This window comes from Enterobacter cloacae complex sp. IR5428, from assembly GCF_049238585.1.
In the GTDB taxonomy this organism is placed as follows: Bacteria; Pseudomonadota; Gammaproteobacteria; order Enterobacterales; family Enterobacteriaceae; genus Enterobacter; species Enterobacter intestinihominis.
Genome location: NZ_JBMKHV010000003.1, coordinates 37,441 through 52,185, shown reverse-complemented (window position 1 = coordinate 52,185; position 14,745 = coordinate 37,441). Strand labels below are relative to the sequence as shown.

General features: G+C 56.2%; 10 protein-coding genes and 2 tRNA genes. 6 read left to right on the top strand and 6 right to left on the bottom strand.

The window, feature by feature from the left end; genetic code table 11:
- Positions 1-146: 146 nt before the first annotated feature.
- A complete protein-coding gene (locus ACOTXC_RS04910; RefSeq protein ID WP_063841128.1) occupies positions 147-1,565 on the top strand; it encodes a YchO/YchP family invasin in 1,419 nt (472 codons plus the stop codon).
- A 1-nt stretch (position 1,566) separates the two neighbouring features.
- Here ACOTXC_RS04910 and narL read toward each other — a convergent pair whose 3' ends face one another.
- Positions 1,567-2,217 carry a two-component system response regulator NarL gene (narL, locus tag ACOTXC_RS04905; RefSeq protein WP_003856701.1) on the bottom strand — a complete coding sequence of 217 codons (651 nt, stop codon included), beginning with the start codon at positions 2,215-2,217 and terminating at the stop codon, positions 1,567-1,569.
- On the bottom strand, positions 2,210-4,006 hold the full coding sequence (gene narX, locus ACOTXC_RS04900) for a nitrate/nitrite two-component system sensor histidine kinase NarX (RefSeq protein WP_421767450.1): 1,797 nt from the start codon (positions 4,004-4,006) through the stop codon (positions 2,210-2,212). The genes narL and narX overlap by 8 nt, the downstream gene beginning before the upstream one ends.
- Before the next feature lie 309 nt (positions 4,007-4,315).
- Here narX and ACOTXC_RS04895 point away from each other — a divergent pair, with 309 nt between their 5' ends.
- The 5 genes from ACOTXC_RS04895 to narI all read left to right on the top strand — a co-directional run bounded on the left by ACOTXC_RS04895 (position 4,316) and on the right by narI (position 12,754).
- Complete coding sequence (locus ACOTXC_RS04895) at positions 4,316-5,713, top strand: NarK family nitrate/nitrite MFS transporter (protein ID WP_421767449.1); 1,398 nt, start codon at positions 4,316-4,318, stop codon at positions 5,711-5,713.
- 381 nt (positions 5,714-6,094) lie between these two features.
- Positions 6,095-9,838, top strand: a complete 3,744-nt coding sequence (locus ACOTXC_RS04890) for a nitrate reductase subunit alpha (RefSeq protein WP_023300281.1) — start codon at positions 6,095-6,097, stop codon at positions 9,836-9,838.
- The gene (narH, locus tag ACOTXC_RS04885; protein ID WP_032624103.1) at positions 9,835-11,370 is read left to right on the top strand and encodes a nitrate reductase subunit beta; all 1,536 of its coding nucleotides are present in this window, start codon (positions 9,835-9,837) and stop codon (positions 11,368-11,370) included. Before ACOTXC_RS04890 ends, narH begins: the two co-directional genes overlap by 4 nt.
- Positions 11,367-12,077: a nitrate reductase molybdenum cofactor assembly chaperone gene (gene narJ, locus ACOTXC_RS04880; RefSeq protein WP_022648360.1), complete on the top strand. Its 711-nt coding sequence runs from the start codon at positions 11,367-11,369 to the stop codon at positions 12,075-12,077. Before narH ends, narJ begins: the two co-directional genes overlap by 4 nt.
- Complete coding sequence (gene narI / locus ACOTXC_RS04875; RefSeq protein ID WP_022648359.1) at positions 12,077-12,754, top strand: respiratory nitrate reductase subunit gamma; 678 nt, start codon at positions 12,077-12,079, stop codon at positions 12,752-12,754. Before narJ ends, narI begins: the two co-directional genes overlap by 1 nt.
- A 225-nt stretch (positions 12,755-12,979) precedes the next feature.
- On the opposite strand, the gene ACOTXC_RS04870 is transcribed toward narI, so the two are convergent.
- From ACOTXC_RS04870 to ACOTXC_RS04855, 4 genes are all read right to left on the bottom strand, one after another.
- Positions 12,980-13,064: transfer RNA gene (locus ACOTXC_RS04870), tRNA-Tyr, on the bottom strand.
- A 34-nt stretch (positions 13,065-13,098) separates the two neighbouring features.
- Positions 13,099-13,183 (bottom strand) — tRNA-Tyr (locus tag ACOTXC_RS04865).
- Between the two features lie 157 nt (positions 13,184-13,340).
- On the bottom strand, positions 13,341-14,183 hold the full coding sequence (gene purU / locus ACOTXC_RS04860) for a formyltetrahydrofolate deformylase (RefSeq protein ID WP_003856715.1): 843 nt from the start codon (positions 14,181-14,183) through the stop codon (positions 13,341-13,343).
- Positions 14,184-14,224: 41 nt separating this feature from the next.
- Positions 14,225-14,689: a YchJ family protein gene (locus tag ACOTXC_RS04855; protein ID WP_022648358.1), complete on the bottom strand. Its 465-nt coding sequence runs from the start codon at positions 14,687-14,689 to the stop codon at positions 14,225-14,227.
- Positions 14,690-14,745: the final 56 nt, after the last annotated feature.

Here is a 14,745-nt window from a genome sequence, read left to right as displayed (position 1 = left end):
GCACCGGCACGAATTTGTAGGTCGGGTAAGGCGAAGCCGCCACCCGACAATTCTGTTCAGGATATTCCTGAAATTTCTGTTAAGACTGGTTTTCAGGGCTTATGGCGTTAACATAATAAGTGTTTGTTCATAAACACAGGTTCTGATTGACGACGTTGAAGGCTGTATCGTCCCGCATCCATTTTTTGCTGTTACTCCCCCTTCTTACGGCTGGAGCCGTTCACGGTGCGCCGAAATCCTTCGTGCAGCAGGCGCAAAACCCGTTTGATAATAACGGCGATAGTCTGCCGGATCTTGGTATGGCGCAACCGACTACCGAAGGCGAAAAGCACCTGGCTGAAATGGCAAAGGCCTTCGGTGAAGCCAGTATGATCGATAACGGCCTGACGGCCGGGCAGCAGGCGCGACAGTTCGCGTTTGGCAAGGTGCGGGATGCCGTCAGCGGGGAAGTCAACGAGCAGATTGAATCCTGGCTTTCCCCCTGGGGTAACGCCAATGTCAATGTACTGGTGGATGACGACGGTAACTTTAACGGCAGCAGCGGAAGCTGGTTTATCCCCTGGAGCGACAACACCCGCTATCTGAGCTGGAGCCAGCTTGGCCTGACGCAGCAGACAGACGGGCTGGTGAGCAACGTCGGGATCGGGCAGCGCTGGGTTGCCGGAAACTGGCTGCTGGGCTACAACACTTTTTACGACAACCTGCTGGAAGACAACCTGCAACGTGCCGGACTGGGCGCAGAGGCGTGGGGCGAAAACCTTCGCCTGTCGGCCAATTACTACCAGCCGTTCGCTGGCTGGCAGCCGCGTTCCGACATCCGGGAGCAGCGCATGGCGCGCGGGTACGACGTAACGGCCAAAGCCTGGCTTCCCTGGTTTCATCACCTGAACACCAGCGTCAGCTTTGAACAGTATTTTGGCGATAACGTCGATCTGTTTAACAGCGGTACGGGGTATCACAACCCGGTTGCGGTCAACCTGGGGCTGAATTATACCCCCGTTCCGCTGGTCACCCTGACGGCTGCCCATAAGCAGGGGGAGAGCGGCGTTAGCCAGAATAACCTCGGGCTGAAGCTCAACTATCGCTTTGGCGTGCCGCTGGCGAAACAGCTTTCCGCCGGGGAAGTGGCGGCGACGCGCTCGCTGCGGGGCAGCCGCTATGATTCACCTGAGCGTGATAATCTGCCCGTGATGGAATTCCGTCAGCGTAAAACCCTCTCGGTCTATCTGGCCACGCCGCCGTGGGATCTTAAGCCAGGCGAAACTGTGATGCTGAAGCTGCAAATTCGCAGCACGCACGGTATCCGTCAGATCCACTGGCTGGGTGATACCCAGGCGCTCAGCCTGACCTCACCGGCAAACAGCAACAGCAGCGATGGCTGGAGCATAATCATGCCCGCCTGGAACGACGCGGAAGGGGCGAAAAACGAATGGCGGCTTACGGCCGTGGTGGAAGATAAGGATGGGCAGCGTGTCTCCTCCAATGAGATCACGCTTTCCGTGGTGCAACCGCTCGTCGCAATGCCTGCCGACGATCCACGGTGGAAGTTGCTGCCGGATGAGTAAGTTAAAAAATGCGCTCCTGATGCACCCAGACGGCGGCTTCGACGCGGGATTTTAACTTCATTTTCTTCAGCATGTGTTTGACATGCACTTTGACCGTGCTCTCGGTGATGTCCAGACGGCGGGCGATCATTTTGTTCGGCAGACCCTGAGCAATCAGCTTCAGAATGTCGCGCTCGCGCGGAGTCAACTGGCTGACGTCACGGTCAGACGTGGCGCGGTTCGCACGCAGGCTGGCGGCCAGTACCGGCGTTAACGCTTCACTCAGCACCATCTCGCCTGCGGCAGCCTGTTGCAGCGCCTTGAGCAGATCTTCCGGCTCCATATCTTTCAGCAGATAGCCGTCTGCCCCCCGCTTGAGGGCGGTGACCACGTCTTCTTCATGGTTTGAGACGCTGAAGACCACCACCCGGCCAGAGAGGGATTTCTCCCGCAGCTTGTCGAGGGTTTCCAGGCCATTCATGCCCGGCATGTTGAGATCGAGCAAGATCAAATCAGGATCGAGCGATTCGGCAAGTTCAATACCCTGTTCGCCGTTGCTGGCTTCCCCGACGACGGTGATATCGGGCGCCATGCTGACAAGCTGTTTAACGCCAGTGCGCAGCATCGGATGATCGTCAATCAACAGGATCGATGCCGGTTCCTGATTAGTCATGGTTTTCTCCTTGAGCAGTTATGAGGGGCTTTTCGGGTATAAAGGTGACCACGACTTCGGTGCCACCTGACTCTCCCCGGCGAACCTGGCAATCACCGCGCAGGCTTTGCGCGCGGTCTCGCATGATAATTAAACCATAATGGTTCGTTCGTTCGGCATTTTCCGGCACGCCGCGACCGTTATCCTGAACCCTGAGCTTCACCTGATTATCCTGGCAACTGACGGTGACCGTAACGGCCGTTGCCTCGGCATGCTTGAGCACGTTGCTCAGGGCTTCACGGGCAATTTGCAGCACATGGATCGCCTGGTGAGAAGGGACAAAACGCGGCGGCAGCTGGTAATCCAGCTTCACCGGGAGGCCCAGCCGGGCGCTAAATTCCTGGCAGCTGGATTCAAGCGCCGGGCGCAGCCCCGGCTCGGTGAGCTGCAAACGGAAGGTGGTCAGCAGCTCGCGAAGCTGAACCCATGAGGTGTTAAGCTCGTTGCGGATCTGGCTGAGCAGCTGTTTGTTGCTTTCGGGCATGCCTTCGTCCTGCATTTGTAGGCAGCTCACCTGCATCTTCATGCAGGAGAGGGACTGGGCGATAGAGTCGTGCAGCTCGCGGGCGATGGTGGCGCGCTCCTCCATAACAATCAGCTGCTGCTGCTTCTCCTGGTGGCGATCGAGCGCGAGGGTGGCCGTGAGCTGCTCAACCAGGGTATCCACAAGCTGCTGCTGGTCGTGGCTGAGATGACGCCCGGCGGGCAGGGTTGCCAGCAGAATGCCGTACTGGGTATGGCTGTCCATCAGCCGCCACTTGAGGGTCGTGCCGCTGGTGGTCAGCGGAGGCAAGCCGCGCGGGCACAGATGACACCCTTTATCGTCGCATGAGATGTCTGACTGACAGGTAAATTCCTGGTGGTTTTCTTCGTCTTCAACGTCGTAAACCCGTAGCTCAAGATCGCGGAGCAGGGTCAGGTTTTGCAGGCCGTTCAGGACCGGCGAGAGACGCTCGCAAAGCGGCACCTGCATATGCAGGCGACGGTTCGCCTGCCACAGGAAAGAGAGGATCTCGTTTTTCTGCTCAAGCCCGGCGGTTTTCTCCTGGACGCGTTTTTCCAGTACCGCGTAGCTTTCCGAGAGTTCAGCCGACATGGTATTGAGCGCCTCGCCGAGCATCGCCATTTCGTTACGCCCGCTGATGTGCGTGCGTTGGGTAAAATCGCGCTGTGTGACGGCGCGGGCCATCGCCAGAAGCTGTTTCCAGGGGTTCAGCAGCCGCGCGCGCAGCCAGATAACCGTGAAAATCAGCAGCAAACCCATAAACAGCGCCATCGCGCGGTGAACCATCACCACACGGTCAATGCGTAACTCTGTCGTGCGATCGAAAGAGCTGACAAGATGGTCGATGCGTGACACAAACCCGGCGACATCCTGCGCGACCGTTTCCCGATTTTCCGCCCGCTTTAGCCCGGGCGCCAGCTGGGTGTGCCAGTAGCCCTGAAGCGCCTTAAGCTGAGATTGTTGGCCGTCACGAATAGCGGCTCTTTCCAGTTCAGGGCTGAATGCGGTACGCTCCATTTCGTCGATAAGCGGCTGGTCAGCCTGCGTCAGCGGAACCGACGCCAGCAGCCGGTAACTCTGCATGCGTAGCGAGCCTGCCTCGTTGATGGCATGCGCATTACCCTGTACGCCCTGTACCAGCCAGCCAGAAATAGCCATGCCGGTCACACCGATAGCGGTGGACAGCAGAACGATAAGCGCCAGCTGGTTAACCAGCGTTAGCGGAGATAAACATCTTTTTAACATAGAGTTGACGGGCTCCTGACGTGACCTGCTTGCAGGAATGGCGCTATTCTGGTGCATACCCCGGAGTATACCCATACCAATAAAGGATTACCTCTAAATTGCCGGAGGGGTAATGGTTAGTGGGTGGACGAAGCAGGGATGCGTCAGCACCGTGAAAAACCACACCTTTTTTACGTTTTGCATCTACTCATTAAGAGTGATGGCTTTTTTTTCGCCGCAAAACCTCCCACTTTTCCTTTGATTTATATCAACTTACCGCCGCCCTAAAGCCCTAATGTTTGCAGCATCATTCGAGAATCAGAGGTGTCTATGAGTCACTCTTCCGCTCCCGAAAGGGAAACTGGTGCCGTAATTACAGACTGGCGTCCAGAGGATCCGGCGTTCTGGCAACAGCGCGGCCACCGTGTAGCAAGTCGTAATCTGTGGATTTCCGTTCCATGTCTGTTACTGGCGTTTTGCGTCTGGATGTTGTTCAGTGCGGTTGCGGTTAACCTGCCTAAAGTGGGCTTTACCTTTACCACCGATCAGCTGTTTATGCTGACCGCGTTGCCGTCGCTTTCAGGCGCACTGCTGCGCGTTCCTTACGCGTTTATGGTGCCGGTCTTTGGTGGTCGTCGCTGGACGGCTTTCAGTACCGGGATCATGATCGTGCCGTGCGTGTGGCTCGGTTTTGCGGTGCAGGATACCTCTACACCGTTTAGCGTGTTCGTGATTATCTCTCTGCTGTGCGGCTTTGCGGGGGCGAACTTTGCGTCCAGTATGGCAAACATCAGCTTCTTCTTCCCGAAAGCGAAGCAGGGTGGTGCGCTGGGCATTAACGGCGGTCTGGGTAACATGGGCGTGAGCGTGATGCAGCTGATTGCTCCGCTGGCGATCTCGGTCTCCATCTTTGCGGCGTTTGGCGGCGGCGGTGTGACGCAGCCCGACGGTTCAGTGCTGTTCCTGCAAAATGCCTCCTGGATTTGGGTACCGTTCCTGGTGGTCTTTACCCTGGCGGCATGGTTCTTCATGAACGACCTGTCCGCGTCCAAAGCGTCCCTGAGCGAGCAGCTGCCGGTTCTGAAACGTGGCCACCTGTGGGTAATGGCACTGCTGTATCTGGCGACCTTCGGCTCGTTCATCGGTTTCTCCGCAGGCTTTGCCATGCTGTCGAAAACCCAGTTCCCGGACGTACAGATCCTTCAGTTTGCCTTCTTCGGTCCGTTTATTGGCGCGCTGGCACGTTCGCTGGGCGGGATGATCTCCGACCGTCTGGGCGGAACGCGCGTTACGCTGGTGAACTTTGTATTGATGGCCATCTTCTGTGCACTGCTGTTCCTGACGCTGCCTGCGGGTGGTGAGGGAGGTAACTTCTTTGCCTTCTTCGGCGTCTTCATGGTGCTGTTCCTGACCGCCGGGCTGGGCAGTGCGTCTACTTTCCAGATGATCTCTGTCATCTTCCGCAAGCTGACCATGGACCGCGTGAAAGCGCAGGGCGGGAGCGACGAGCAGGCGATGCGTGAAGCCGCCACCGATACCGCTGCGGCGCTTGGGTTTATCTCTGCGATTGGCGCGATTGGCGGCTTCTTTATTCCAAAAGCGTTCGGTATCTCACTGGATCTGACCGGCTCTCCGGCGGGTGCGATGAAGGTATTCCTCGTCTTCTATATCGCCTGTGTGGTCATCACCTGGCTGGTATATGGCCGTAATACCAAGAAAAACAAGTAAGCTTGATTATCCGTTTGCGCGGCCTGAGTGCCGCGCTTTTTTTAATCGCTAAATAGTTACAACATACTAATAGCGTTTCCCGTAGTCGCACACAGGTAACGCTGTGATCGCCATCGCTTTACAGGTGTCTCTACCCCTTAATACCTAAGATGTTAAATTTTGCTCCGCTTATTGTACGATAAATAAAATATATCCATATAAATCATTAAGTTAAAAAATATTAACAGCTACCGCTTTGGTGGTATTTGATCTAATCCCCCCCTCAGAGACCCCCCTCCGTCTTGATCGTTATCAATTCTCACCATCTTTCATAGCGTTACCTTCGCTGCAAATCAGCAATGTCGATTTAGAGAGCCACAGGCTCCACACAGGAGATACCCGATGAGCAAATTTTTGGACCGGTTTCGCTACTTCAAACAGAAGGGTGAAACTTTTGCCGATGGGCACGGCCAGGTTCTGGATACCAACCGGGACTGGGAAGACGGTTACCGTCAACGCTGGCAGCATGACAAAGTTGTCCGTTCTACCCACGGTGTAAACTGCACTGGCTCATGTAGCTGGAAGATTTTCGTTAAAAACGGTCTGGTGACCTGGGAAATGCAGCAGACCGACTATCCGCGTACCCGTCCGGATATGCCGAACCATGAACCGCGCGGCTGCCCGCGTGGGGCCAGCTACTCCTGGTATCTCTACAGTGCCAACCGTCTGAAATACCCGCTGATGCGTAAACGCCTGATGAAAATGTGGCGTGAAGCGAAAGTGCAGCACAGCGATCCGGTTGATGCCTGGGCATCCATCATCGAGGACGCCGACAAAGCGAAAAGCTTCAAACAGGCGCGTGGTCGCGGTGGTTTCGTTCGTTCTTCCTGGAAAGAGGTGAACGAGCTGATTGCGGCCTCCAACGTCTATACCGTGAAAACTTACGGTCCTGACCGCGTGGCAGGCTTCTCGCCAATCCCGGCAATGTCGATGGTCTCTTACGCCTCCGGCGCGCGCTACCTTTCACTTATCGGCGGTACCTGTCTGAGCTTCTACGACTGGTACTGCGACCTGCCGCCAGCGTCGCCGCAGACCTGGGGCGAACAGACCGACGTGCCGGAGTCCGCTGACTGGTACAACTCCAGCTACATCATCGCCTGGGGCTCTAACGTTCCGCAGACCCGTACCCCTGATGCGCACTTCTTTACCGAAGTACGTTACAAAGGGACCAAAACCGTCGCGGTGACCCCGGACTACGCCGAAATCGCCAAACTGTGCGACCTGTGGCTGGCACCGAAACAGGGTACTGATGCCGCCATGGCGCTGGCGATGGGCCACGTCATGTTGCGTGAATTCCACCTCGACAAGCCAAGCCAGTATTTCACCGATTACGTGCGTCGCTACACCGACATGCCAATGTTGGTGATGCTTGAAGAGCGTGACGGCTATTACGCCGCTGGTCGTATGCTGCGTGCTGCGGATCTTGTGGACGCGCTGGGTCAGGAAAACAACCCGGAGTGGAAAACGGTCGCCTGCAACAGCAACGGCGAGCTGGTGGCGCCAAACGGTTCTATCGGCTTCCGCTGGGGCGAAAAAGGCAAATGGAACCTGGAACAGCGTAACGGCACCACGGGTGAAGAGACAGAACTTCGCCTCAGCATGCTGGGCAGCCAGGACGAAATCGCCGATGTCGGCTTCCCGTACTTTGGTGGTGAAGGTTCCGAGCACTTCAACAAGGTTGAGCTGCAAAACGTTCTGATGCACAAACTGCCGGTTAAGCGCCTGCAACTGGCGGACGGTTCTACCGCTCTGGTCACTACGGTCTACGATCTGACCATGGCGAACTATGGCCTGGAGCGCGGTCTGAACGACGAAAACTGCGCGACCAGCTATGACGACGTGAAGGCTTATACACCAGCCTGGGCGGAGCAGATCACCGGTGTGCCACGCGCCCAAATCACCCGTATCGCCCGCGAATTTGCGGAAAACGCAGACAAAACTCACGGTCGCTCCATGATCATCGTCGGTGCCGGTCTGAACCACTGGTATCACCTCGATATGAACTATCGCGGCCTGATCAACATGCTGATCTTCTGCGGCTGCGTCGGGCAGAGCGGCGGCGGCTGGGCGCACTACGTGGGCCAGGAAAAACTGCGTCCGCAGACCGGCTGGCAGCCGCTGGCGTTTGCCCTTGACTGGCAGCGTCCGGCTCGTCACATGAACAGCACCTCCTACTTCTATAACCACTCCAGCCAGTGGCGCTACGAGACGGTGACCGCGCAGGAGCTGCTGTCTCCGATGGCGGATAAATCCCGCTACAGCGGCCATCTGATTGACTTCAACGTGCGCGCTGAACGCATGGGCTGGCTGCCGTCTGCACCGCAGTTGGGCACTAACCCGCTGCGCATTGCGGAAGCGGCGAAGAAAGCGGGCATGTCACCGGTGGACTACACCGTGAAATCGCTGAAGGATGGCTCAATCCGTTTTGCGGCAGAACAGCCTGAGAACGGCAAAAACCATCCGCGTAACCTGTTCATCTGGCGCTCCAACCTGCTGGGTTCGTCCGGTAAAGGCCATGAGTACATGCTGAAATACCTGCTCGGTACCGAAAACGGTATTCAGGGTAAGGATCTCGGCAAGCAGGGCGGCGTGAAGCCAGAAGAAGTTGAATGGAAAGACAACGGTCTGGACGGCAAGCTGGATCTGGTGGTAACGCTGGACTTCCGTCTGTCCAGTACCTGCCTGTACTCCGATATCGTGCTGCCTACCGCCACCTGGTACGAAAAAGACGACATGAATACGTCGGATATGCATCCGTTTATTCATCCGCTGTCTGCGGCCGTTGACCCGGCGTGGGAATCAAAAAGCGACTGGGAAATCTATAAAGACATCGCGAAGAAATTCTCCGAAGTCTGTGTAGGGCACCTGGGCAAAGAGACCGACGTGGTGACGCTGCCAATCCAGCACGATTCCGCTGCCGAACTGGCGCAGCCGCTTGACGTGAAGGACTGGAAAAAAGGCGAATGCGACCTGATCCCGGGCGTGACCGCGCCGCACATTATTCCGGTTGAACGTGATTACCCGGCAACGTACGAGCGCTTTACCTCTATCGGTCCGCTGATGGAGAAGATCGGTAACGGCGGTAAAGGCATCGCCTGGAACACCCAGAGCGAAATGGACCTGCTGCGCAAGCTCAATTACACCAAAGCAGACGGCCCGGCCAAAGGCCAGCCAATGCTGAACACGGCAATTGATGCAGCGGAAATGATCCTGACCCTGGCACCGGAAACCAATGGCCACGTGGCGGTGAAAGCGTGGGCGGCTCTGAGTGAATTTACCGGCCGTGACCATACGCATCTGGCGAAGAATAAAGAAGAAGAGAAAATCCGCTTCCGCGATATTCAGGCTCAGCCGCGCAAGATTATCTCCAGCCCGACCTGGTCTGGCCTCGAAGATGAACATGTGTCCTATAACGCCGGATACACCAACGTTCACGAGCTGATCCCATGGCGCACGCTCTCTGGCCGTCAGTCTCTGTATCAGGATCACCAGTGGATGCGTGACTTCGGTGAAAGCCTGCTGGTTTACCGGCCGCCAATCGATACCCGCTCCGTGAAAGCGGTGATGGGGGCGAAATCAAACGGTAACCCTGAGAAGGCGCTGAACTTCCTGACGCCGCACCAGAAGTGGGGTATCCACTCCACCTACAGCGACAACCTGCTGATGCTGACGCTGTCACGCGGGGGGCCGATCGTCTGGATGAGCGAAGCGGACGCCAAAGATCTGGGTATCGAAGATAACGACTGGATCGAAGTGTTCAACAGCAACGGTGCCCTGACGGCACGTGCGGTGGTGAGCCAGCGTGTACCAGCCGGGATGACCATGATGTATCACGCGCAGGAACGTATCGTTAACCTGCCGGGTTCAGAGATCACCGAGCAGCGCGGCGGTATTCACAACTCTGTGACCCGTATTACGCCGAAACCGACGCATATGATCGGCGGCTATGCCCAGCTGGCCTACGGCTTTAACTACTACGGCACTGTAGGATCAAACCGCGATGAGTTCGTGGTGGTACGTAAGATGAAGAATATTAACTGGTTAGATGGCGAAGGTAATGACCAGGTACAGGAGAGCGTAAAATGAAAATTCGTTCACAAGTCGGCATGGTGCTGAATCTGGATAAATGCATCGGCTGTCATACCTGCTCAGTCACCTGTAAAAACGTCTGGACCAGCCGTGAAGGTATGGAGTACGCCTGGTTCAACAACGTGGAAAGTAAGCCGGGCACCGGCTTCCCGACCGACTGGGAAAACCAGGAGAAGTGGAAGGGTGGCTGGATCCGTAAAATCAACGGCAAACTGCAACCGCGCATGGGTAACCGTGCGATGCTGCTCGGTAAAATCTTTGCTAACCCGCATCTGCCGGGCATCGACGATTACTACGAGCCGTTTGATTACGACTATCAGAACCTGCACAACGCGCCGGAAAGCAAACACCAGCCGATCGCCCGTCCTCGCTCGCTGATCACCGGTAAGCGCATGGACAAAATTACCAGCGGTCCAAACTGGGAGGAAATTCTGGGCGGCGAGTTCGAAAAACGCGCCAAAGACCAGAACTTCGAGAACATGCAGAAGGCGATGTACGGCCAGTTCGAAAACACTTTCATGATGTATCTGCCGCGCCTGTGCGAACACTGCCTTAACCCGGCGTGCGTGGCGACCTGCCCAAGCGGCGCCATCTACAAGCGTGAAGAAGATGGCATTGTGCTGATCGACCAGGACAAGTGCCGCGGCTGGCGTATGTGCATCACCGGCTGCCCGTACAAAAAAATCTACTTTAACTGGAAGAGCGGTAAGTCTGAGAAGTGTATCTTCTGCTACCCGCGTATCGAAGCCGGTATGCCGACCGTCTGCTCAGAGAGCTGCGTAGGGCGTATCCGCTACCTCGGCGTGCTGCTGTACGACGCGGATGCGATTGAAAATGCCGCAAGCACCGAGAACGAGAAAGATCTGTATCAGCGTCAGCTGGACGTCTTCCTCGATCCGAACGATCCGAAGGTGATCGAGCAGGCGCTGAAAGACGGTATTCCGCAGAGCGTGATTGACGCCGCACAGCAGTCCCCGGTGTACAAAATGGCGATGGACTGGAAGCTGGCGCTGCCGCTGCACCCGGAATACCGCACGTTGCCGATGGTCTGGTACGTGCCGCCGCTGTCTCCGATTCAGTCTGCGGCTGACGCAGGTGAACTGGGCAGCAACGGCATTCTGCCGGACGTGGAAAGCCTGCGTATTCCGGTTCAGTATCTGGCCAACCTGCTCACCGCAGGGGATACCCAGCCGGTGCTGCTGGCGCTGAAACGTATGCTGGCGATGCGTCACTTCAAACGTGCGGAAACCGTTGACGGCGTTAACGATACCCGCGCGCTGGAAGAGGTCGGCCTGACCGAAGCGCAGGCGCAGGAGATGTACCGCTATCTGGCAATCGCTAACTACGAAGATCGTTTCGTGGTGCCGAGCAGTCACCGCGAGCTGGCTCGCGAGGCCTTCCCGGAGAAAAGTGGGTGTGGCTTTACCTTTGGCGACGGTTGCCACGGGTCAGACAGCAAATTCAACCTGTTCAACAGCCGCCGCATCGACGCGATGGATGTGACCAGCAAAACGGAGCCGCACCAATGATTGAACTCGTCATTGTTTCGCGTCTGCTCGAGTACCCTGATGCTGCGCTTGTGCAGCATCAACAGGAACTCTTTGATGCACTCGCGTCATCTGAAAACCTGGATAAAGAGGATGCCCAGACGCTGGGCATTTTCCTCCGCGACCTGCTGGCGCGCGATCTTCTTGATGCGCAGGCGGACTACAGCCAGCTGTTTGACCGTGGTCGTGCCACGTCTCTATTGCTGTTCGAACACGTTCACGGTGAATCCCGCGACCGTGGTCAGGCGATGGTGGATCTGATGGCCCAGTACGAGCAGCACGGTTTGCAACTCGACAGCCGCGAGCTGCCGGATCACCTGCCTCTGTACCTGGAATATCTGGCGCAGCTGCCGAAAGAGGAAGCGCTGGGCGGGTTGCAGGACATCGCTCCCATTCTGGCGTTGCTCGGCGCACGTCTCCAGCAACGTGAGAGCAATTATGCTGTCCTGTTCGATCTGCTGGTGAAACTGGCTAACGCCTCGGTTGACAGTCAAAAAGTGGCGGAAAAAATTGCGGATGAAGCCCGTGACGACACCCCACAAGCACTGGATGCCGTCTGGGAAGAAGAGCAGGTGAAATTCTTTGCTGACCAGAGCTGTGGCGAATCTGAAATCTCCGCGCATCAGCGTCGTTTTGCCGGAGCGGTGGCTCCGCAATATTTGAATATCTCTAACGGAGGACAGCACTAATGCACTTCCTGAATATGTTCTTCTTTGACATTTACCCGTATATCGCGGGCACCGTGTTCCTGGTGGGAAGCTGGCTGCGTTATGACTATGGCCAGTACACCTGGCGTGCTGCCTCCAGCCAGATGCTGGATCGTAAAGGGATGAACCTGGCGTCAAACCTGTTCCACATCGGGATTTTGGGTATTTTTGCCGGTCATTTCCTGGGGATGCTGACGCCGCACTGGATGTACGAAGCATGGCTGCCGATTGAAGTGAAGCAGAAGATGGCGATGCTCGCCGGTGGCGCCTGCGGCGTGATGACCCTGGTGGGTGGGCTGCTGCTGCTGAAACGCCGTCTGTTCAGCCCACGCGTGCGGGCTACCACGACCGGAGCGGACATCCTGATCCTCTCCCTGCTGATGGTGCAGTGTGCGCTGGGTCTGCTGACCATTCCATTCTCTGCGCAGCATATGGACGGCAGCGAGATGATGAAGCTGGTGGGATGGGCGCAGTCTGTCGTGACCTTCCGCGGTGGTGCCTCTGAGCATCTGGACGGCGTGGCGTTCATCTTCCGCGTTCACCTGGTGCTGGGTATGACCCTGTTTGTGCTGTTCCCGTTCTCTCGCCTGGTGCACATCTGGAGTGCGCCGGTGGAGTACCTGACGCGCAAATATCAGATCGTGCGTGCTCGTCGCTGATTCGCTGTATTGATACAACCCCGCATTTGCGGGGTTTTTTTTGTCCTGGAACCAGGGTTTCGTGCGGATGCCGGGTGGCGGCTGCGCCTTACCCGGCCTACAGACCCTATTTGTAGCCCCGGTAAGCGAAGCGCCACCGGGGAAAACAGGCAGGGAAGGATTACTCCCGGCATCGAGAAATATGGAGCATTGTGCTTGAGTGAGTGCTTAAGAATCTGGAAGTGATGGTGGTGGGGGAAGGATTCGAACCTTCGAAGTCGATGACGGCAGATTTACAGTCTGCTCCCTTTGGCCGCTCGGGAACCCCACCAGGGGTAATTCATATTTTGAGGTAAAGCTGGAGATGGTGGTGGGGGAAGGATTCGAACCTTCGAAGTCGATGACGGCAGATTTACAGTCTGCTCCCTTTGGCCGCTCGGGAACCCCACCACGGGGTAATGCTTTTAACTGGCCTGCTTCCTGTTGGAAGCGGGGCGCATCATATCAAATGAGACGCCCCTGTAAAGCATTCCTTTAGGAAAATGAAGCTGTTTGCCTGCTTTTTATCCGTAAAGGCGTAAAGCTAATCAATTCATTTTCCGAAGGATTAAAGAATAATCGTTCTGTTGCCGTACACAAAGACGCGCTGAGCAAGTACCTGATAAAGCGCACGGCTCAGTACGTTCTTCTCAACGTCACGGCCAGCACGCATCATATCTTCTGCCGTGTAGGTGTGATCCACGTGGATCACGTCCTGCATGATGATTGGGCCTTCGTCCAGATTATCATTCACGTAGTGCGCGGTTGCGCCAATGATCTTCACCCCACGCTCGTACGCCTGGTGGTACGGACGCGCGCCAATAAAGGCTGGCAGGAAGGAGTGGTGGATGTTGATAATTTTGTTCGGGAAGCGCGCCACGAAGGATGGCGTCAGCACGCGCATGTATTTTGCCAGCACCACGTAGTCCGGGTTATGTGCTTCAATCGCAGCAGCCATCAGGTTGTCGTGCTCTTCGCGGGTATGACCTTCATGGCTGACCAGTTCAAACGGAATGTCGAAACGTTCAACCAGCGTACGCAGCGTCTCGTGGTTGCCAATGACGGCGGCAATTTCGACGTCCAGGCCACCGTAATTGGCTTTCATCAGCAGATCGCCCAGGCAGTGCGCCTCTTTGGTGACCAGAATGACAATGCGGCGACGACCCGCCGGGTTTAGCTCGCGCACCGAGCCTTCCGGCAGGGCGCTGTCCAGATCGGCAAGCAGGGTTGTGTCGTTGAAAATACCTTCCAGCTCGGTACGCATAAAGAAGCGACCGGTACGGTGGTCAACGAACTCGTTGTTCTGCACGATATTCAGTTCATGCTTGTAGCAAATGTTGGTAATTCGTGCGATCAGTCCTTTTTGATCGGGACAGATAGTGCGCAGAACTTTACGTTGTAATGATTGCATCGCCGGGAAATCCTGTTTATGTATTTGCGAAGTCTGAGTTGTCAGGCATTACTGCCGCAACACTTTTTAAATTTTTTTCCTGAACCACAGGGGCAGGGATCGTTACGACCGAATTGCGGACGTGTGCCGTCAATATAATACCATTGCCCGCTGTCCTTTAAGAACCGTGAGCGTTCAATGATGGCGCCGGGTTTGTTTTGTTCGCTAAAGCGGGCGACAAAACTGACATAGCCCTCGTTGGCATCGCGGCCGGGAGCGGCATCAAAGACGGTAAGGCCCAGCCAGACGGTGTTGGCAAATCCGGCTTCAATCTCTTGCCGAAAATCGGCAGCATCACAGGACGGATGCCAGGTTTTAATCAGGTAGTCTGCGTTTTTGATCACAAAAGCAGTATACCGCGAGCGCATAAGGTGTGACGGGTCTGGTGCAACCTGCTCGCCAGAAAGATATCGCTGGCAACATAGGCTATACTCCAGAGCGCTACCACAGGGGCAGAGTTGAGACACGATTCTCTTCCTGGAACAAAAAATAAGGCGTTAAACGCTTAAGGTAGCAATATGTT

What these genes read in the sequence shown, in the direction of transcription:
- ACOTXC_RS04890 (WP_023300281.1), top strand. Translation starts at nt 6,095, where the DNA reads ATGAGCAAATTTTTGGACCGGTTTCGCTACTTCAAACAGAAGGGTGAA.
- narI (WP_022648359.1), top strand. Translation starts at nt 12,077, where the DNA reads ATGCACTTCCTGAATATGTTCTTCTTTGACATTTACCCGTATATCGCG.
- narX (WP_421767450.1), bottom strand. Translation starts at nt 4,006, where the DNA reads ATGTTAAAAAGATGTTTATCTCCGCTAACGCTGGTTAACCAGCTGGCG.
- ACOTXC_RS04895 (WP_421767449.1), top strand. Translation starts at nt 4,316, where the DNA reads ATGAGTCACTCTTCCGCTCCCGAAAGGGAAACTGGTGCCGTAATTACA.
- purU (WP_003856715.1), bottom strand. Translation starts at nt 14,183, where the DNA reads ATGCAATCATTACAACGTAAAGTTCTGCGCACTATCTGTCCCGATCAA.
- narH (WP_032624103.1), top strand. Translation starts at nt 9,835, where the DNA reads ATGAAAATTCGTTCACAAGTCGGCATGGTGCTGAATCTGGATAAATGC.
- narJ (WP_022648360.1), top strand. Translation starts at nt 11,367, where the DNA reads ATGATTGAACTCGTCATTGTTTCGCGTCTGCTCGAGTACCCTGATGCT.
- narL (WP_003856701.1), bottom strand. Translation starts at nt 2,217, where the DNA reads ATGACTAATCAGGAACCGGCATCGATCCTGTTGATTGACGATCATCCG.